Genomic DNA, 19,711 nt, shown 5'->3' with positions numbered 1-19,711 from the left:
TTGCGAGGGGCCTTTTACTAGGGGGAAGGGAAGAGGAGACAAGGGAGACGGAGGAAGGGAAGACGGAGGAATGGAAGATGGAGGAATGGAAGAAGAAATAAAGGGAAAATGAAAACAATACTTATAACAGGGGGTACTGGCATGATTGGCAGGGCCCTTACAACTGCTTTATTGGAGGCGGGGCATCGGGTGATTATTTTTACCCGTAATCCTGCACAATACAAAGCAACTGGAAATTGCACTTACGCTGCGTGGGACCCTGCTAAGGGAACCATCGATGAAGCTGCTATTCGAAGTGGGCATGCGATTTTGCATCTGGCGGGTGCTGGTGTGGCCGACAAGCGTTGGTCTGAAAAACGGAAAAAAGAAATCCGCGATAGCCGGGTGCAGGGGGGAGAACTATTATGTAAAGCACTTTCCACTATCCCAAATGAAATTTCCGTTGTAGTATCTGCCTCGGCAATCGGATGGTATGGACCGGATCCCCAGGTTCCCAATCCAAAACCATTTGAGGAAATGGCCCCTGCACACGATGATTTCCTGGGATCCACCTGCGAAGCATGGGAACAATCGCTGGCTCCACTAACGGCCATGGGTAAACGTGTTGTATACCTTCGTACCGGAATTGTCCTGGCAACGCAGGGCGGTGCACTCGCCGAATTCATGAAACCCATTAAGTTTGGAATTGCCGCCATTTTAAGTAATGGCAAACAGATGATCAGCTGGCTCCATATCCAGGACATGGTTCGGATGTACCTGGAAGCAATGCAAAATGAGCAGTGGCAGGGTGCCTATAATGCAGTAACACCATATCCCGTATCAAATAAGGAACTGGTGCTGGAGCTTGCGAAACAAATGCGTGGAAATACATTTATTCCCATCCATGTTCCTGGTGTTTTCCTGAAAATCGGTTTGGGTGAAATGAGTATTGAAGTCCTGAAGAGCACCACAGTAAGTGCTGACAAAATCCGGAAAGCAGGCTTCCAGTTTGCCTTCCCGACAATAGAAGCTGCATTGCATGGACTGGTAAAATAAATAATTGATCACCTCAATTGCACAACTTTGGTTTTTGTCCATCTGTCATGAAATGGATAACCGTTAAGAGCGGCAAACGCATCAAAGGGCACCAGTCGGGTTAAACTCCGCAACAGGTAATGTTTAAAGGTCAATTCGGCCCCATCCACGTGTACTACCCTGGTTCGGGTTACCAGTTTACCTAAAGAACGACCCCTGGAAAAGTATTCAAACAAGGTATAATAGACTACATAAACCAGCATGGTAAAGATTCTGTCTATAAGTGGATTAACATCTTCCTCCTGCCATAAAAAGGGTTCGCCGGCTGCATCAAAAATGACAGCAATCAAAAAACCAAATGCAAATACCGAGGCATAAAATCCCGCATAATCGAGCAACAGGTTTGCAAACCGCTGGCCTATTGAAGCTGCTTCAAATTGGGAAGTTTCATGGAACTCTTCGAGTATATCAGCAGTGTAGGGGGCATTTTCCATACGTTATTTTGATTGTACAAAATAGTATGGAGAATCCAAAGATGCAAGCCTGCCGGTTAATTATAAATCCCGCTTCAGGTACAGGCGATAGTTTACGACCCAGGTTAATGCCACCAGTGCAACTGTTAACCATACATGAGTTGATACTGCGTCAAGTGCAGCCTGGTACTTGGCTTCGTCCAGCCTGCTCATAAAAGCTGGTTGTGGTAGCATGCGATCTGCAATCTCCAGCGGAAAAAAACGTCCGATTTCCAATTTGAATTTATACTTCAACAGGTTCACCGCAATCGGTTCTGCAATCAGGGCATAAAACAGAAATATCGCCATGGCCAGAAAGGCTTTCCTTACAAGCAGACCTACCAAAAAAGCGATGGATAATTGGGAAAACGTATGAAGTGAAAATAAAGCGATATAATAGATCTGGTCAAAAATCGCATATTCCTCTCCGGTAGTATTCTGCATGCCCATGAAAAAGGCTACCACTGCATACATGATAGTAACAATCAGAGTAATAAGCAATACATCAATAGCTTTTGCCAGCATGAAATCACTTCGGCTCCAGCCATCAATTATATTCTGCCGGGATGTTTTATAATTGTATTCATTAGTGATCAGCATAATCACCAGTACCGCGGGAATAAATACAAAAATGGAAGAGAGATAGGCGCTTGTTTTCCATACTTCCGGAAAAGAGAATGGGTTTCCCAGCAGCATGGTTACTATCTGTCCTGTTGTGGATTCCTTCTGCGTTACTTCGTGATAAATATTTAATACGATCAGGTTAATGCCTGGATAGGTAATCATACAGATTCCCAGCAACAGCCAGAAAGCTGGATACCTGTTCAGTTTTAACCACTCTGTCCGGAATAGAGAATACATAATGTGTTAGTTACTGGTTAATTCAAAGAAGCGGGCTTCCAATCGTTTTTTACGCATTGCTAAATGATTGATCCGAATTCCTGAAGCATGGCAATGTGCGTTGATCGCTGCAGGGTCCAGGCTGCCTTTGGGCCCTTTCACCAGCAATAAATTTCCTGCTTCTTCAATCGCTGCAATTCCTTCCAATCCATACAGTGCTGCTTTTGCCGCAACCTGATCTTCTACTCCCAATTCAAGCACATCTTCATCTGCCAGCACTTCATCCACTGTTCCCTGTGTGATTAATGTGCCTGTTTTCAAAATGGCTACATGGGTACATACTTTTTCCACTTCATCCAGCAGATGACTGGCGAGTATGATCGTAGTGCCATTTTCACTTAGTTGCTTGATGAGTGATCGAATCTCAGCAATACCAACCGGATCCAGTCCGTTGGTGGGTTCATCCAACACCAGTACCGGCGGGTTGCCCAGTAATGCGGCAGCTATCGCCAAACGCTGTTTCATACCCAGACTGAATGTGCTGAACTTGCTGTTTTTTCGCTCGTATAAATTCACCTTTCTTAATACGTCTTCAATTTCAGCAAGAGATCCCCGCCCGCTAATGCTTTGCGTGATTTTTAAATTATTTACCGCAGATAGATAATGATAGAAGTTGGGCGTTTCCAGCAAAGAGCCGATTTGCCTGCGCTGGTATTTGGAGCCAGGTTGATCAAACCAGGTATATTGTCCCTTGTCTGCAGACAATACATCCAGTATAATACTTAGCAGGGTTGTCTTACCGCTTCCATTCGGACCAAGGATCCCAAATACCGTACCCCTGGGAACAGAAAGGCTGACTCCCTTCAATGCCTGGATGGGACCGTAAGATTTATGGATGGAATCCAATGTCAATACATCCATTAGTTTTTTTAACAAGATAAGCTAAGCGGTGCAGGATCAGAAAACTATTGTAGGACCGGCAAAAAAAGCCGGCCCGAAGGCCGGCATTCCTATGTGTGTTACAAAATGGCTGCTGGTAGCATCCTTTATTAATTGCGAATCGGTTTGCCCGATTTTAAAACAGCTTGAATTCTTTCCAGTGTTTTTCTTTCTCCGCAGAGCGACAGAAATGCCTCCCGCTCCAGGTCCAGCAAATACTGTTCAGAAACCAGGGTGGGTTCACTGAGATCACCTCCGCACATAACATAGGCCAGTTTGCGTGCCACGAGCGCATCGTGTTCGGTTGCATAATTGGCACGCAGCATTCCATTGATGCCGGTTAACAAAGTTCCCAAGCCGGATCTGCCCAATACTTTAATATCAGTTCTTGGTATCGGTGTGATATATCCGCTATCGTATAGTTCAAGTACTGAACGCTTCGCTTCACTGATTCGGCGGCCCTGGTTCAGCACGATCTCATCTCTTCCTTTCCGCAGTATGCCCATCTCCATTCCTTCCTGCGCAGAGGTAGCCACTTTTGCAGTTGCAACTGACAAAAAGCGATTTTTCAGGGTGATGGTTTCGGGCTCGTCTTCATGCATTTCATCTGCTGCGCGTAATGCAAATTCCTTGCTGCCTCCACCACCGGGAATCAATCCTACACCCAATTCAACCAGTCCGATATAGGTTTCAGCGGCAGCACAGATTTTATCTGCATGTAAATTCAGTTCGCACCCTCCCCCCAGTGTGAGTCCATGTGGCGCAACTACTACTGGTACAGAAGAGTACCGCGCTCTCATCATGGTTTGCTGGAATTGACGGATGGCCATGTCCAGTTCATCGTATTCCTGTTCAATGGCCAGCATAAAGATCATGCCCACATTGGCACCTGCACTGAAATTCGCACCTTCATTGGCGATTACCAGTCCCCTGTATTTTTCCTCCGCAAGCCCGATCGACTTTTGGATGGCTTCCAGCACTTCACCACCAATGCTGTTCATTTTGGTGGACCATTCCAGTCCGATTACATCATCACCCAGGTGATACGCTCTGCAGGCAGCATTTTTCCAGACGGTTTGCCCTTCAAAATTCTTCATCACAATAAAAGCTTCTCCACCCGGTATCGGCTGGCAGGCTTTTGTTGCGATATCGTAATAAAAACGTTTGCCGTTTTCCACTTTGTAAAAGTTAGTATGCCCGGCTGCCAGCATTTCTTCTACCCAGGGAGCTACCGAATAACCCGCTTCCTTCATCTTACTAACGGTCTTGCCTACCCCAAGTACATCCCAGCTTTCAAATGCTCCGATTTCCCAGCCAAAACCAGCCATCATGGCATCATCAATGCGGTAGAGCTCATCAGAGATTTCAGGAATACGGTGACTTATATACGAAAACAGTCCATAATGAAAATGACGATAAAACTCTCCTGATTTATCAGTAGCCTGAACCAGCATTTTCAAACGGGTTGCGAGGTCTTCAACCGGTTTGGCTGCTTCCAGTCCGGCAAATTTTGGCTTCTGCCTTGGACCGTATTCCAGAGTGGAAAGATTGAGGGTCAGAATTTCTTTTTCCCCGCCTGCTCCCTTGGTTTTTTTGAAGAATCCCTGTCCGGTTTTATCCCCCAGCCAATTATTGGCGACCATTTTTTCCAGCCAGGCCGGAATAGTGAAAACGGCCCGCTGTTCATCAGCCGGACAATTATCCGCCACCCCTTTAGCCACTTTCACCAGGGTGTCAATGCCTACCACATCAGCCGTGCGGAAAGTGGCTGATTTAGGGCGACCGATTACTGGTCCGGTCAGTGCATCTACTTCATCAATGGTGAGTCCCAGTTTATCTACCAGTCCAAATATCGCCATGATGCCATATACGCCAATCCTGTTAGCGATAAAAGCCGGTGTATCCTTGCAGAGAACGGTTGTTTTTCCTAATTGTAAACTGCCAAACTGCATCAGGAAATCCACCACTTCCGGTTTGGTTTGTGGTGTTGGAATAATTTCCAGCAACCGCAGGTACCGCGGCGGATTGAAGAAATGCGTACCGCAGAAATACTGTTGAAAATCCTCCGATCTGCCCGCAGCCATCATATGTATCGGAATGCCTGAGGTATTGGAGCTAACGAGTGTGCCGGGTTTACGATACTGCTCTACCTGTTCGAAAATCTGTTGTTTAATATCCAATCGCTCCACTACCACTTCGATGATCCAGTCCACTCCCGATATCTCCTTCATGTTATCAGTGAAATTACCAGTACGAATCCTCTTTACGACCTCTTTACTGTAAACCGGAGAGGGGTTGGATTTCAGAGCTGCCTGCAGCGCATCGTTGACCAGTTTGTTGCGGGCTGCTTTGTCCTGGGATTCCTGGGCATCTTTTGGTACCATATCCATTAACAGCACTTCAATACCTACTCCCGCGAAATGACAGGCAATCCGGGAGCCCATGACTCCACTGCCCAGTACCGCCACTTTTCTGATCGTTCTTTTCATATAACAAGTTGATGTTTCGTATTCCGATAGAAAATTAGTTAGTTAAACAACTAATTGAGTCGAAGTTAATGATTTATTGGAAATTCAATAACAGTCGTTCGTTTTATTTAAGTCCTATCTTGGCGATATGAACAATGCTACAGCCAAAACCATATTCCAGGCCGGCGTAGAGGCGGTGCTTCCATCCGTGTTCATGGCGGATTTTCTGGAGAAAAAAGATGCCGCATTTCGGGTTGGAGGGCAATGGTTTGCCCGGAAGGAGATAAGGAGCCTAGTAGTACTGGCCATGGGAAAAGCCGCTTCTGCGATGGCTTTTGAAGCACAAAATATCCTGGGTGATTGGGTTGATCAGGCCCTGGTGGTGACCAAGGAGGAGCATGCATTGCCTGGTTTAGCATGGCCCCAACTGGAAGCGGGGCATCCGGTGCCCAACCAGAAAAGCTTTGATGCGGGACTAGCGGTTCGAAACCTGGTTAGCAGTTTGGATCCGAGGGATTTTTTGCTGGTATTACTCAGCGGTGGTACCAGTGCCCTGGTGGCTGATCTGCCGGAAGGTTGCAGCCAGGAAGAGTTGCAGTCATTTTACCAGTCGCTGCTGGCATCCGGGGCTTCCATTGCTGAAATGAATGCTGTTCGGAAACATTTTTCTTCCCTGAAGGGAGGTCAGCTCGCAAGGCTCGCAGGTGGGGCCACCATCGAAGTGGGAGTACTGAGCGATGTTCCCGGCGATGATCTTTCCGTTATTGCCAGTGGACCTTTTTATCCTGACAGCAGCAGTATTTCAGAGGTGGAACAATTGCTCTACCGGTTTGGTATAACCGAAAAGATGCCACGAGGCTTACAGGATTATATCAACCGACTGAAAACAGATCCCTCTCGGGAAACTCCCAAACCTGGGGATCCGCTTTTTCATCGGGTGCAGCATCATTTACTGGCAACCAATCTACTTGCTTTAAAAGCTTGTGCCGATAAATCACTGGACTTTGGATTTGAACCAATAACATTTCATGCATCACTTGAAGGAGAAGCGCGGGAAGTAGGTGTTAATTTTCTTCGGCAGGCGCTCTCCCAAATGGAAGCATACAAAAAACAGGGCGATTATACGGCCCGCTGTTTTCTGGCGGGTGGCGAAACTACCGTGACTTTAACTGGTAAAGGAAAGGGTGGGAGAAACCAGGAACTGATGCTGGCCTTATTGGTAGAATGCCTGAACAATGAAGATCTTATCAAACAGCTGAAATCCTATGCATTTGCTTTTCTGAGTGGAGGAACCGATGGTACCGATGGACCAACGGATGCTGCCGGTGCAGTGCTGGATGAAACCTTGCTGGAGCAGGTAAGAAAAGCTGAATTGAATCCTGATTCATTCCTGGCTAACCAGGATGCCTATACGTTTTTTTCTGCTGCAGGAGGTCTGGTGAAAACAGGACCCACCCAAACCAATGTGATGGATATCCTGCTTATCCTGTTAGAACATAAAGAGCCAGTACCCCAAGAAGGGTAGTGATTCCCATAGCTGCAGTTAGCAAGGTGTAACTTCGATATAGTTTATTGACAGGGATATTGCCATATTGATGGATTACCCAAAAATAACTGTCGTTGGCATGACTTATCGTCATCGCCCCACCGCCGATTGCCAACACTACCAGGGCCTGCTGCGGAGTGTTAAGATCAAAAGATCCCATGACGGGGAAGAGTAATGCCGAAGTGATAATCAGTGATGCAGTGGATGACCCCTGTGCGGTTTTCAATAGGGCAGCCAGTAAAAAGGCAACCGGGTAAATGGCCCAGTTGGGTATACCGGATGTATGCAGGAATCCTGATAGTACATCCTGAATCGGCGTAGCTTTTAATACAGCTCCGAATGCGCCACCAGCTGCGGTAATAAATATAATAGGACCGGATGCTACCAGGGCCTGTTGAAACCATTCCCCCCAGTTTTTGCGATCCTTTCGGGCCAGTAAAACCAGCGCCAGCAAAGCACTTATTCCGAGTGCCGGCACCGGGTGTCCTACTAATTGAAAACCATGCTGCAGCTTTTCATTGCTGATGAAAAAAGGAGCCACTGAACCAGTGGTGATCAGCAGTAAGGGTAAAAGAAGGGGAATAAGGGAGGAAAGGAGTGTTTGTTCTTGCACCTTGCTTGATTCTGTTACTGAATCGGTTTTGCGTGCCGGAGGATCTATTGCAAATAACTGTTTATCCATTTTTCGAATAAACATACTAGTTAGTATGGCAACCGGTATCAATACTATAAGGCCGAGCAGTATTACCCAGCCAAGCTGGTTCTGAAGACCCAGGTTGCCGGTTGCAGCCATTGGTCCCGGCGTAGGGGGTATCAAAACATGCGATGCATACAATCCGGTACCGAGGGATAACTGCAGAGCAGCAACCGAACTGCCCTCTACCATTTGCATGGAATGAATGAGCCTTGATAATAAAATGAATCCTGCATCACAAAAAACCGGGATCCCGACGAGTAACCCCAATGCATGTGTCAGATAAGGAACCCTTGCTTGTTGGGAACTGTTGATGAGCTCGCTGGCAATTCTGGCCGCGGCTCCACTTCTTTCCAGCACTTCCCCCAGGAAACTACCGAGTATGATCAGGAATCCTATACTTGCAAAAATGGACCCTGCTCCGCTTAAAATGGTTTCAATGGTTTGTTTGGGAGAAATACCGCAACCTATTCCAACAAACAAGGCGGCAGTCAGCAATACCAGCATTGGATGCCATTTCAAACGGGCACAGGCAATAATGATGAAAGCAATCGCACTGCCTATTATGAAAAATAAATAGATGGCAGAATTCATATGGTTAATCAAGCAATTCAATTGGAATCTCCAATCGCTTTGCTTCTTTTTTATAGTTACGAAGGTATTTTCTGTTGGACTTTACACCCAGGTTGGTCATTAATCCGCTTAATGCAATCTTACCCCAGTAATTGAAAGTGGATTTGTTCTGAACCCGCTCCTGGTAGACCAGCCCTTTTTTACCATTCCTGTTTTTTATCAACAGGTTCGCCAGGAAGCTGGTGAATTTCTTTTTTCTACCTTTCTCGTCATAGAGTTCAAACTTAAGCTTGCGATAATCCAGTTCCATATGGCCATAGGCAAAATAATCATTGCCTTTAACCCGAAGCCAGACGCTATCTGCGCGACCCTGTTTAATATGCAGATTGAACAAGGGCATAAGTAAAGGGGACAATGCATTTAATTCCATCTTTCCCATTCTTGCCAATAAATAGAACCCATACAGACTGTCGAGATATGCCTGTTGAAATCCAAAACGAAGGTTACCGCTGTCCATAAAAAGAGTGGTGGCAGTAATCCGTAAGGAATCAGTTGGTTGCAATTCGAAATTTTTAATTGGTCCCGCTACCAGGTTGAGATCATTGAACCAGACCGTTCCCCGCTTTCCTGTTTTACCACTGGTTTCACTATACTGAATGCGGGATTTCGTTAACAATGCGGAACCGATTTCAAGCTTCAGCGGAATTTTTTTGATGAGTCCGGGTAACATGGTGCGATAGCTGACAGTATCCTCCGGCCTTCTTTTATCGCGCTCCACTTCCATATTAAAATGGTCCAGTTCGATGCGATTCGCCATCCATACGGTATCGGTTTCTTTAAGGTCACGATCCAGTCCAAGTATTCTACCTTTTCCGGCATTGAATTCAATAAAATCTGTCTGGTAGGGTGATCTGGCAAGAAAACTGTCTTTGCTGATCAGGCTGCTGAATCGTATGCTGTCGAACCCGATGATTTTTTTGTCAGCATCCAAAATCGTTTTATAGACTTCCCATTTACGATCCTTTTTCTGGTAGAAGACTTCCTTCGCTTCCAGGTTAATATTGGGTATGTTTTCCAGGAATTTGCGGAGCTCTTCTTTTTTGCTGGAGAAAAGAATCGGTTCTTTGGTCAGGAATATAATGTCATTTATCCGCAAGTGATAGTTGTCGGTTTGGTGATCAATGTTTCCTTCCTTTAGTGAAATCTTCTGGATTGTTGTCTGGAGGTTTTTGTCCAGGTGAAAATCGCTCGCACGTAGTTGAAAGTTGCCAATGCGCAGGTTGGTCTTTTCCGGCATTGCAATAATCTTATTCAGGGAGAGGTCTACAAGGGCTGTTGAGACGCGACCTTCATTAATGTTTATGACATCTGTTTGGATATTTCCGCCTCTATTGCTAAAGAGTTCAATGGTTCTGCCTTCTGATTCTCTTGAGATATTCAGCGCCGGATCTTTTAATTCAAGAGCAGGCAGTTTAGTATAACGGTTAGCCGTGGCCGCAGTTTCCTCAAATTCGGTTACTTCCTTAAGTACCAGTTTTATATCGGGACAGGTTAGTACTGCTTTTTTTATGCTGGCTAATGGATCCTTCAGCGATGCGGGACTTCCTGATAACTGCACTCCTGGTATCTGGCCTGCTAAATCAAACCGATTTCCTTTCGCTTGAATTTGAACTTCCTGCAGGTTGGTTTGATCAGATGAAATCAGATAAGGTCCAATACTGAGGGCCAGCTTATCCTGATTTAGTTTCAGTTTTTGTCCCGTCAGGTAATAATGAAACCAGGTCCATTGCTGGTTCTGATACCGTAGACTATCAACTGCAATGCTATCAATGGAAGTATTTATGGATAGTCCGGGTTGGTCAAGTACAAGCTCAATTTTACCGGTTCTTATATTCCGGATCATTTCCTGGGGAATTTTCGTTTTTGAGGAGGAATTATTTTTCCCTGATAGATGACCTAGGAATACCTTGCCAGTTCCCAATTCAATCAATCGCACCCAGTTGGTATCCTTCCCCTCAATGATACCGGCAGCGTTGATATCCTGTACATGAATATTACGAAGCTCAAAACGGATTTTGTTTTCACTGGTGTTGCCAATAGCCTGGCTGGCACGAAGGTCATTGTCTTCGTAAACTGCATTTGTTAAATCTACATTGAAATTCTTAAGACGAAGTGCCAGTTGAGGCATTTCCAACCGGTTCTTGCCATCAAATAATTCCTCGAGCGTACCTGCCCTTAATACACTGTTACTTGAGATGATGGCAGAAAAAGAGGTTGAGCTGACCAGCGGTTTTTTGGCTCCCCTTGCAGATATCTGAAGGTCGGCATCAAACACACGGATGGTTTCAATCTGGAGTTTGCGGCGAATGGTTCGTTGAATTTCGCGCAATGGGTTTAGTTTTTTGCCAGCAGTCTTACCTGCCAGTTGGAGTCTTACATTGGGACTGATCAGATCCAGCTCATCTGCTTTTAACTGACCGCTCAGCAAAGCGGGAATAGAGAGGTTGTTCAAAATCAATTGACTGGTGGAAATACTGGTATTGGCTGTTTTGTTTCGGTTAGACGCGCGGAGAAAATAATTTTGAAGGGTTAACTGATTCTTTTTGATGCGCATGCCGTCAAACCCGGTCTGAAAGGTCTTGTTGCTGTCTGATTCGAGGAAGCCGCGTACTGCAAATTCAAGATCATCCAGCTCGATTTTATTTGGTAAGGAATTGTCAACCACCAGATTGGAAACATAAAAATTATCACCCAATATTTCAAGACTCTCATTACCCCTTCGGGTAATAGTGCTGCCCTTAAATTGAATGCTGTCAATCTGGACGGTTTTTATTTTAATTGCCCCCATTACATCCATGAAACTGTTTTCTATGCGTACTGAATCTTTATTCCTGGCCTTGCGGAACCGAATATTATTACTGGTAAAATATCCCTTTGCCGCTTTCAATAATCCAAGTTCAATTCTTCCTTCTGTCAATAATTTGTTCCAGTTTAAAGAATCCAGTTCAATATTTTCCAACCGAAAACCTGATTTTTCTTTATAGTCTTCCATTCGTTTATGAAAATCAAGTCCGCTTAGCTCAAATCGTCTTGTTTTGGATTGCCAGACCAGTTTATCAAGTACCACCTGCAGTGTAGAATCCGGATATTCAATGGTCGGTTTCAACAATCGAAAATCTACCGCTACCCGGTTGGTATTATCCCATTGTTTGATTTTTCTCAGCAGGTGCAGATCATCCAGTGCCAGGTAAATATGATTCAGAAAAAAACGTCGCTGGTGAATGCTGGTTTCCGGATAAATGGAAACACTGCCGTCGCTCATCCTGAACTGCTGTACTTCCAGGGAGGACAAGACATTAAAAAACACATCCTGGACAGCTGCAATTTCAACATGCAGGGGTCGTAGTGATCGGTTCCTGGTGCTGTCCTTCGAAGCCCTTTTTAATTCCAGGTAGGGAGCTTTTAATATCAGTTTGTTTACCGCCAGCCGCTTAAACAGTAAAAGTTGGATGGGATTGTTAATCTGTATCGAAACCGAATCGGCTTTGAATTCAAACAGACTGTTGTCGTCATTATCAATAGTAGGCGCTACATGGAGATTTCTTGCATTGATCTGGAATTTAAAGAGGTTAAACCGGAAACTGGTGGCGGTTAATTTATACTGCCCGCCTGATAAATTATTCACCAATTGTTCCACTGCTTCCACCGAACGGTACCGTAGCAAATACCCCAGCACCAATCCAAGTACCAACAACGTGATCCCGGCTCCCATCATTATCCAGTGTTTACGCAAAATCCTGCCCATAAGATACAAGTTAAACAAAAAAAAGAGGTTGTTCAAGTGTACCCGAACAACCTCTTTTTACAATGTATTTTCTGACTGCTTAACTTACCCCTGCACCCGGGTTAATTTGTGTGCCCGGTTGTACAAAATGTAATTTACCTTCCTTGTCCTCTGCCATCAGGATCATGCCATTGCTTTCGATACCACGCATTTTACGCGGTGCCAGGTTGGCCACTACTACCACCTGTTGCCCGATGATGTCTTCCGGTTTGAAATGCAGGGCGATGCCGCTTACGATTGTCCTGGTTTCAGTTCCCATATCAACCGACAATTTCAATAGTTTATCTGCTTTCTCCACTTTTTCAGCAGTTACTATAGTACCTACTTTCAATTCTATTTTTGCAAAGTCGTCGAATTGAATGGTGGCTTTTGCAGGTGGGGCCGGTTGCTCTGCAGGCACTGCTGCTGGTGCTTCCGGCGCAGGCTGACTGTTACTCTTTAATTTTTCAATCTGTTGTTGTATTTCCATGTCTTCAATTTTTCTGAATAATAATTCCGGTGCTCTCAAACTATAACCAACACTCAGTAGTTTCAGTGAGCCGGCATTTTCCCAATCCAGCATACGATCCACCACTTTCATCTGGTGTAACATTTTCCTGGATGTGTTCGGAAGGAAAGGATTTGATAGTATAGCCAGGTTCGCGCACAACTGCAAACAATAATGAAGACAGTTGTCAATTTCAGGTTGTGCTGATGCTCCCGCCTTTGCTTTTATCCAGGGCTCTTTTTCCTGCATGTAACGGTTACCTTTTCTGGCCAGGTCGATCAGTTCAAACTGGGCTTCCCGGAACTTATAACCCTCCAGCAGGGCTTCTATTTTTACTTTGGCCGCCTGAATGGCAGCTGCCAGTTCCCGGTCTTTATCATCAAGTATGTCTGCATGAACAGGCGGCACCTTGCCATTGGTGAGCTTGTGCATCAACACAAATGTCCGGTTGACGAAATTTCCAAAAATCGCTACCAGTTCACTGTTCACTGCATCCTGGAATCCTTTCCAGGTAAACTCGCTGTCCTTGGTTTCCGGAGCGATCTGTGTCAGGTAATACCGCAGCGCATCTACCAGTTGCGGCCCGCCATTTTCCTTTTTTACAAAATCGTCGATAAAATCCTGCATATCCAGCTTCCAGTTTCTGCTGGTACTCATTTTATCTCCTTCGAGGTTCAGGAATTCATTGCTTGGTACATTATCTGGCAGGATATTGCCATGCAGTTTCAGCATCACCGGGAAGATGATGGCGTGAAACACGATATTATCTTTCCCTATGAAATGCACCAGCTTGGTATCCTTATCATACCAATAAGGTTTCCAGTCTTTATCGTTTTGTTTTGCCCAGGTTCGGGTGGCACTGATATAGCCAATGGGCGCATCGAACCATACATACAATACTTTTCCTTTGGCTTCTTCCAGCGGCACAGCGATCCCCCAGTCGAGGTCGCGGGTTACTGCCCTGGGCTGCAGGCCACCATCAATCCAGCTCTTGCATTGTCCCAGTACATTGGCTCTCCAGTCGTCTTTATGTTCTTCAAGTATCCATTGCCGTAAGAAGTCTTCATGCCGGTTCAGTGGCAGGTACCAATGGGTAGTTTTTTTCTTGACAGGGGCAGATCCGCTTAGGGTGCTAACCGGGTTGATGAGTTCATCCGGACTTAATGCCGTACCGCATTTTTCGCACTGATCGCCAAATGCTCCGTCGAATCCACAATTCGGGCAGGTGCCTTTGATATACCGGTCGGCCAGGAAGGTAGCTGCCTGCTCATCAAAATATTGTTCGGTTTCGCGGGTTTCCAGTTCACCGGCTTCCTGCAGCGCGGTAAAAAACTCCTGCGAAGTTTCATGATGGATCGGGGCACTGGTACGGTCATAAATATCAAAGGAGATACTCAGGTCGGCAAAATTCTGTTTGATGATCTCGTGGTATTTATCAATGATCGCCTGGGGCGTGGTGCCTTCTTTCATTGCCTGGATGGGAATGGCAGTACCGTGTTCATCACTTCCGCAAACAAAGACAACATCTCTTTTTTGTGCCCGGAGATAACGGACATAGATATCCGCTGGCAGGTAGGCGCCTGCCAGGTGGCCAATATGTTTCAGACCATTTGCATAGGGTAGTGCTGCAGTGATCAGGTATCTTTTTGGTTCTTGCATGGCGCAAAAATACGAAAAGGCAGGCAACCTTATCTTTAGCCTATGAAACGCCATCATTTTCTACAGCAGCTGGGTGCACTTACACTGGGTGCCGGTTTGCCTTATGAAAGTTTTTCAATGGAACCGGAAGACAATGCTGTATTTCAGCCGCCTTTTTTGAAGGCAGGTGATACCATCGCCATCAGTTCACCGGCTGGTTATATAACCCGGGAAGAAATAAACCCCGCTGTTCAGCAATTGCAGTCCTGGGGCTTGACCGTTCGCATTGGTGATACCATCGGAAAACGGGATGGAACCTTTGGAGGCACCGATCAGGAAAGGACGGCCGACTTGCAACAGCTTATCAACGATCCTTCGGTAAAAGCGATCCTCTGTGCAAGAGGGGGGTATGGATTGATTCGTATTATTGACGGGATTGATTTCCGTCCGCTTCGCAAGCACCCCAAATGGCTGATAGGCTTCAGTGATGTAACCGTGCTGCATGCGCACCTGTTTCGAAAAACCGGACTGGCTTCGATTCATTCCAAAATGTGCAACAGTTTTCCGGACGACTGGTCAAAGGCGGATGAGTTGCAAAAAGCCACCATACTTTCCATAAGAGATTTGCTGTTTGGTGAACCCATGAAGTTTGAATATGCTGCGGGCCCTTATAACCAATTGGGAACTGGTGTGGGGCAATTGGTTGGTGGAAACTGTAAGACCATCGAATCGCTGGCCGGATCTGCCTCCGATCTGCATACCAGAGGTAAAATTTTATTCCTGGAAGATACCGGTGAATACCTCTACAGTATTGACCGGATGCTCTGGAATATTAAGAGAAGCGGCAAACTGGAACACCTGGCCGGACTCATCATCGGAGGATTCAAACACAAGCCGGCAGAAAAGCTGGAAGAAGAATTTGGTAAAAACCTGCAGCAGATTGTCCTGGAAAAACTGGATGATTGCAGGTACCCGGTTTGTTTTGATTTTCCTGTCGGTCATCAGAAAAATAATTTCGCGCTGAAATGCGGAGCCTTGGTACGCCTGGAGGTAACCGGATCCAGTGTTCGGTTAACCGAATTAACTTCACTAAAGTGAGAATTGTTAAAATGATTTTAACAATTTGCTTGTAAATATGAGGTTCGGCTATTATTTTGGCGCTCTAAACTTTATTCATGAAAAGATGCCTTTTGGCAGTTGTTTCGATGCTGCTCCTTTCTTTTGTTGGTTTTGCACAGATGGCCGACAGTATTCAATTCAAATTAGATTCTATCAATCAATCCCTGCATTACCAGCAGGGGACCATCGAACTGGAATCCGGAAATGCCAGCCTGAAAGTACCAGCGGGATTTAAATTCCTGGACCGTACCGAAAGCCGCTATGTTTTGGAAGATCTTTGGGGTAACCCGGAAGATACCAGCATCCTGGGTATGCTGGTTCCTGAGAATGCAGGGGTGGTAGGCCCCAACTCCTGGGCATTTACTATCAGTTTTGATCAGATGGGCTATGTAAAAGATAGTGATGCAGAAGATATCAATTACGATGACTTGTTAAAGGAGCAGCAGGCGGATGCTAAGGCTGCCAATGCAGAACGTGCAGCAGCGGGTTATTCTACAGTAGAATTAGTTGGCTGGGCCTCTAGTCCTTATTATGACAAGTCGAAGAAAACCCTTCACTGGGCGAAAGAGTTGGAGTTTGATGGCGACAGTATCCATACACTAAATTATAATCTACGGATCCTTGGTAGAAAAGGTATTTTTCTGATCAATGCAGTTGCAGGAATGGAAGACCTGCCGCAGGTCAAAACTTCTATTGAACCTGTATTGGCCAGTGTATCTTTTAAAGATGGCCACCGGTATGCAGATTATGATTCAAATGTTGATGAAGTGGCAGCCTGGACCGTAGGCGGACTGGTTGCCGGTAAGGTATTGGCCAAGGCCGGATTTTTTGCGGTACTCTTGAAATTCTGGAAAATCATAGCATTTGCATTGATAGGAGGTGGTACAGCACTCTGGCGGTTTATCAGCAGGAAAAAAGAGGATACAGGTGTGCCAGCCGGAAATGAACCAGTATAATACGCGTTGTGTAATTTCGATTTATTAAAAAGAGAATTTAGGAAAAGGTTCATGTTCTGTATCTAACAGCCGGGGTAATTCATCACCAGGTATCATCGTGAATACCGGTGCAACACTTGGGTTGGAAGGATAGGAGTTCCCATCATACTTTAGCAGGTGTAATTTTCCTGCGCTTTCAATGAGTAAGTCATTCCATCCTTTTGAACGCTCTTTAAGCACAATTACCGGTGTTCGGCTAACGGTGAATTGGGTAATCTGTTTTCCATCGGGAGAAAGAAGCAGTAAGTTGCAACCCCCAGTGCCGCAAAAATAGGAGCCGGTATGGCTGACAAAAATTTCTTTTCTGCCATCTTCATTAAGATCATATTCAAAAAAAACAAAGGTTCTGCTAAAGGAATCAATCAGATTTTTTTCAATATCGGATTTGTAAAGAGTGGCTAAGGTATTAATTACCAGTTTGGCGGTTTCCGGTCGGTGGGTATCAGGACCGTAGCTTAAGCTGCTATCTGCTACCGCTGTTTCAAGGCTGGTAGTAGAAGTATTCTGGCAGGCTGTAATACTTAGGCCAATTACCATCAAACAGAGCAATTGTTGTTTAGGAGACATTTTATTTGGTTTTATTATTAGGCGAATGGGGTGTAGGTGTTCTAAGCAATACTTCCTGTTGAGGAATTGGAATTTGTATACCCGCAGCTTCAAATTGTTCCTGGATCTGCTGAATAACCTGGCTTTTAACCTCTCCTGCCATTCTCAAATCACTGAGCCAGAAAAATACTTCCAGTTCAATACTGCTGGGTGCGAAATCACGAGCAAGTACCACCGGTGGCGGAATGGTTGAAATCCTGGTATCCGCCTGAAGTATTCCGGTAATTACTTCTTTAGCCTGCGAAATAGTTGTTCCATAAGCAACACCAACTACCAGGCTGATCCGCTTTCTGTTTTTGCTCATGGTCCAGTTTACCAGGTGTTGACTAAGTAAATCACCATTCGGAATAATAAGGCTGGATCCATCGGATGTAACAACTACGCTTGAACGAAACCCGATGGACTTCATGGTTCCGGATTTGCCATCAACTTCAATGATATCTCCCACATTCACCGGTTTTTCAAAGGCGATGATAAGTCCGCTTACCAGGTTATTTACCAGCCCCTGCAGGCCTAATCCAATACCAACTCCCAGTGCTCCAATAATCAGTGTTATCCGGTCAAGGGGAATGCCTGCTGCCGCAATGGCAAGAAAAAGTCCCGTGCTGATGATGATAATTCGAATCAGTAATAACCAGCTCCCTACAGATACTTTGCCTATTTTTTGTTGATGTGGTGAAGTTGCATCCGGTTCGGCCGCAAAAAAAGAGATAAGCCTGGAAAGAAAAAGTGAACCGAAAAGGATCAACACAAAAATAAAAATGCCATTGATACTGAAACTGTAGTCACCTATTGTACGTTCTGTCGTCAAAAATAGATTGAATGGTCCTGCCAATTGCCGAAAGACAAAGAGATGACGGCCCATTAAAATTGCCCAGCCAACTATAAGAAAAATATAAAATAGGACAGGTACCCTGTTTCCAACTTTTTCAAAATTTATATAGAAGAGTTTTTTATCCGGATGCTGATAAATCTGGGAGGCAATCACAAGACCTTCATTTAAAAGTCGAACGGTCCAAAGAAACAGAATAGCGATTATTAACCCGCTGTATCCAATAATCATAAACGTCTTGGAGAGGTTATACCTACCGAATGAATTGAATCCGGCTGCCAGCAATTCTATAATAGTAAAAATACCAATGAAATAGAGAATTTTTCGTTCTCTCAGTTGAGCTTTTTGCTTGTTTTGAAGAATATATATTCCATAGACAATTCCAAAAACCTGCAAGGCTAACATTCCCCATCTTTCAATACGGGAAGCTTGCAGTATAAGATTACTTAATCCTGATAGAGCGAAAGCTGCTACTATAATAATCCAGAATCGCATCCAGAATGGAGTGATGTACCTGTTAAACAATACACCAAGGAAAACGGCAGCAGCTATCCATAATATAAAACTGAAAATGAAGGGAGGATCCAGGAACATGAATTGGAAAATGGAACTACTGATGATGATGGCAGACAATACAGGATATCTGACTACCAGCTGGCCTTCATAATTTGTATGAAGGGCCTTGTTTTCTTTAAGGTGACTTTTAAGAGTGTTTAAAAAATAGGTGCAAATCATTATTATAATTGCGAGCAGCAGCAATCTTGTGATATTGTCTTTCAAATAAAATTTTAACGCCAGCGATTCTTTTTTTTCTGAAATGTTCAGGATTTCAGGTAATGGCCGTTTGTTTTTTGGCTTTTCCCAAAGGTTGGGGAATTCCCGATTTCCCAAATTTGCTGCTAGGTTGGCATTGATTTTTTCAATCTCATTTCTTGCTGTATGAACCTCGAATAAAAACATGTCAACATCCTGGAGTAAGTGCTGAATAGAAGAAACTGCGTTAGTTATGGAACTATCAAGTGGGGCAACTTCCTTAAGGATGGAAAGCATTGTTTTGAAATAGTTTACCACCTCGCTTGAATCACTTGGAAATTGATATATAATAGAATCACTGGACAAGGAGTCGATTCTGTAACGGTAACCTGAAAGTGTCTGATAGTAAGTGTCAAGTTTGGATCTGTGACTTTCGAGCGTAAAAGCAACCTGTTCGAGTATGGCATCAGAAACAAACAGGTTTCGCTGTGTATGATGAGTTCCCTGGTTCCGGAATACACCATCACCAACAATAGCAAAGGAAGCTTTGCTGCTCTTAAGATCCCGAATGATATTGATGGTGTCAACTGATTGCTTGAGAAAAAGTCCCGCTTTTTGAATTTCCTGGCGTACGGCCTCCAATACTTTACGCTGCCTTGCTTCTATTCTGCCCTTTTCAAACTTGGCAATACTGCTCAATTCTTCTTTTATGCCGATTTTCTTAACCATTTTCATAAAAGCAGAACTGTCTGATGCTGCCATCGTATGAAGGGTGTCGGTTTTTTGGCCAACAGCTTCAAAACAATTGTAGCAAAAAACAAAAAAAATAGTAAGCCGAAGAAAAACGAAAC

General features: G+C 44.8%; 13 protein-coding genes. 4 read left to right on the top strand and 9 right to left on the bottom strand.

Features of this window, described 5'->3' with window-relative positions:
• Positions 1-108: 108 nt before the first annotated feature.
• Positions 109-1,035: a TIGR01777 family oxidoreductase gene (locus tag L0U88_RS15495; protein ID WP_234866996.1), complete on the top strand. Its 927-nt coding sequence runs from the start codon at positions 109-111 to the stop codon at positions 1,033-1,035.
• Between the two features lie 8 nt (positions 1,036-1,043).
• On the opposite strand, the gene L0U88_RS15490 is transcribed toward L0U88_RS15495, so the two are convergent.
• The 4 genes from L0U88_RS15490 to L0U88_RS15475 all read right to left on the bottom strand — a co-directional run bounded on the left by L0U88_RS15490 (position 1,044) and on the right by L0U88_RS15475 (position 5,794).
• Complete coding sequence (locus L0U88_RS15490) at positions 1,044-1,508, bottom strand: RDD family protein (RefSeq protein WP_234866995.1); 465 nt, start codon at positions 1,506-1,508, stop codon at positions 1,044-1,046.
• Positions 1,509-1,568: 60 nt separating this feature from the next.
• Positions 1,569-2,387, bottom strand: coding sequence for a DUF2705 family protein (locus L0U88_RS15485; protein ID WP_234866994.1), 819 nt, complete (start codon positions 2,385-2,387; stop codon positions 1,569-1,571).
• A 6-nt stretch (positions 2,388-2,393) separates the two neighbouring features.
• Positions 2,394-3,287 carry an ABC transporter ATP-binding protein gene (locus L0U88_RS15480; protein ID WP_234866993.1) on the bottom strand — a complete coding sequence of 298 codons (894 nt, stop codon included), beginning with the start codon at positions 3,285-3,287 and terminating at the stop codon, positions 2,394-2,396.
• A gap of 128 nt (positions 3,288-3,415) precedes the next feature.
• On the bottom strand, positions 3,416-5,794 hold the full coding sequence (locus tag L0U88_RS15475; RefSeq protein WP_234866992.1) for a 3-hydroxyacyl-CoA dehydrogenase/enoyl-CoA hydratase family protein: 2,379 nt from the start codon (positions 5,792-5,794) through the stop codon (positions 3,416-3,418).
• Between the two features lie 127 nt (positions 5,795-5,921).
• Between L0U88_RS15475 and L0U88_RS15470 the strand changes: the two genes are divergently transcribed.
• Positions 5,922-7,298: a glycerate kinase type-2 family protein gene (locus L0U88_RS15470; protein ID WP_234866991.1), complete on the top strand. Its 1,377-nt coding sequence runs from the start codon at positions 5,922-5,924 to the stop codon at positions 7,296-7,298.
• Here the strand turns inward: L0U88_RS15470 and L0U88_RS15465 are convergent.
• From L0U88_RS15465 to metG, 3 genes are all read right to left on the bottom strand, one after another.
• On the bottom strand, positions 7,255-8,607 hold the full coding sequence (locus L0U88_RS15465; RefSeq protein ID WP_234866990.1) for a GntP family permease: 1,353 nt from the start codon (positions 8,605-8,607) through the stop codon (positions 7,255-7,257). The genes L0U88_RS15470 and L0U88_RS15465 overlap by 44 nt on opposite strands.
• 4 nt (positions 8,608-8,611) lie before the next feature.
• Positions 8,612-12,391 (bottom strand): hypothetical protein, encoded by a 3,780-nt coding sequence (locus L0U88_RS15460; protein WP_234866989.1) that lies wholly within the window; start codon positions 12,389-12,391, stop codon positions 8,612-8,614.
• A 79-nt stretch (positions 12,392-12,470) separates the two neighbouring features.
• Positions 12,471-14,576: a methionine--tRNA ligase gene (gene metG, locus L0U88_RS15455; RefSeq protein ID WP_234866988.1), complete on the bottom strand. Its 2,106-nt coding sequence runs from the start codon at positions 14,574-14,576 to the stop codon at positions 12,471-12,473.
• A gap of 42 nt (positions 14,577-14,618) precedes the next feature.
• On the opposite strand from metG, the gene L0U88_RS15450 reads away from it, so the two are divergent.
• Together L0U88_RS15450 and L0U88_RS15445 are read left to right on the top strand one after the other, a co-directional pair.
• Entirely contained in the window at positions 14,619-15,653 is a 1,035-nt protein-coding gene (locus L0U88_RS15450; RefSeq protein ID WP_234866987.1) for a S66 peptidase family protein, read from the top strand.
• Positions 15,654-15,730: 77 nt separating this feature from the next.
• Positions 15,731-16,630: a DUF2167 domain-containing protein gene (locus L0U88_RS15445; protein WP_234866986.1), complete on the top strand. Its 900-nt coding sequence runs from the start codon at positions 15,731-15,733 to the stop codon at positions 16,628-16,630.
• Between the two features lie 24 nt (positions 16,631-16,654).
• On the opposite strand, the gene L0U88_RS15440 is transcribed toward L0U88_RS15445, so the two are convergent.
• Positions 16,655-17,236, bottom strand: coding sequence for a COG3650 family protein (locus L0U88_RS15440; protein ID WP_234866985.1), 582 nt, complete (start codon positions 17,234-17,236; stop codon positions 16,655-16,657).
• A 1-nt stretch (position 17,237) separates the two neighbouring features.
• The gene (locus L0U88_RS15435) at positions 17,238-19,622 is read right to left on the bottom strand and encodes a mechanosensitive ion channel family protein (RefSeq protein WP_234866984.1); all 2,385 of its coding nucleotides are present in this window, start codon (positions 19,620-19,622) and stop codon (positions 17,238-17,240) included.
• Between the last annotated feature and the right edge of the window lie 89 nt (positions 19,623-19,711).

Source organism: Flavihumibacter fluminis (assembly GCF_021491375.1).
Lineage (GTDB): Bacteria > Bacteroidota > Bacteroidia > Chitinophagales > Chitinophagaceae > Flavihumibacter > Flavihumibacter fluminis.
The sequence above is the reverse complement of the archived record's forward strand: the minus strand, read 5'-3'. Positions and strand labels throughout refer to the sequence as shown.

Coding starts and splice junctions, on each gene's coding strand:
- L0U88_RS15495 (WP_234866996.1), top strand. CDS start 109: ATGAAAACAATACTTATAACAGGGGGTACTGGCATGATTGGCAGGGCC.
- L0U88_RS15490 (WP_234866995.1), bottom strand. CDS start 1,508: ATGGAAAATGCCCCCTACACTGCTGATATACTCGAAGAGTTCCATGAA.
- L0U88_RS15485 (WP_234866994.1), bottom strand. CDS start 2,387: ATGTATTCTCTATTCCGGACAGAGTGGTTAAAACTGAACAGGTATCCA.
- L0U88_RS15480 (WP_234866993.1), bottom strand. CDS start 3,287: ATGGATGTATTGACATTGGATTCCATCCATAAATCTTACGGTCCCATC.
- L0U88_RS15475 (WP_234866992.1), bottom strand. CDS start 5,794: ATGAAAAGAACGATCAGAAAAGTGGCGGTACTGGGCAGTGGAGTCATG.
- L0U88_RS15470 (WP_234866991.1), top strand. CDS start 5,922: ATGAACAATGCTACAGCCAAAACCATATTCCAGGCCGGCGTAGAGGCG.
- L0U88_RS15465 (WP_234866990.1), bottom strand. CDS start 8,607: ATGAATTCTGCCATCTATTTATTTTTCATAATAGGCAGTGCGATTGCT.
- L0U88_RS15460 (WP_234866989.1), bottom strand. CDS start 12,391: ATGGGCAGGATTTTGCGTAAACACTGGATAATGATGGGAGCCGGGATC.
- metG (WP_234866988.1), bottom strand. CDS start 14,576: ATGCAAGAACCAAAAAGATACCTGATCACTGCAGCACTACCCTATGCA.
- L0U88_RS15450 (WP_234866987.1), top strand. CDS start 14,619: ATGAAACGCCATCATTTTCTACAGCAGCTGGGTGCACTTACACTGGGT.
- L0U88_RS15445 (WP_234866986.1), top strand. CDS start 15,731: ATGAAAAGATGCCTTTTGGCAGTTGTTTCGATGCTGCTCCTTTCTTTT.
- L0U88_RS15440 (WP_234866985.1), bottom strand. CDS start 17,236: ATGTCTCCTAAACAACAATTGCTCTGTTTGATGGTAATTGGCCTAAGT.
- L0U88_RS15435 (WP_234866984.1), bottom strand. CDS start 19,622: ATGGCAGCATCAGACAGTTCTGCTTTTATGAAAATGGTTAAGAAAATC.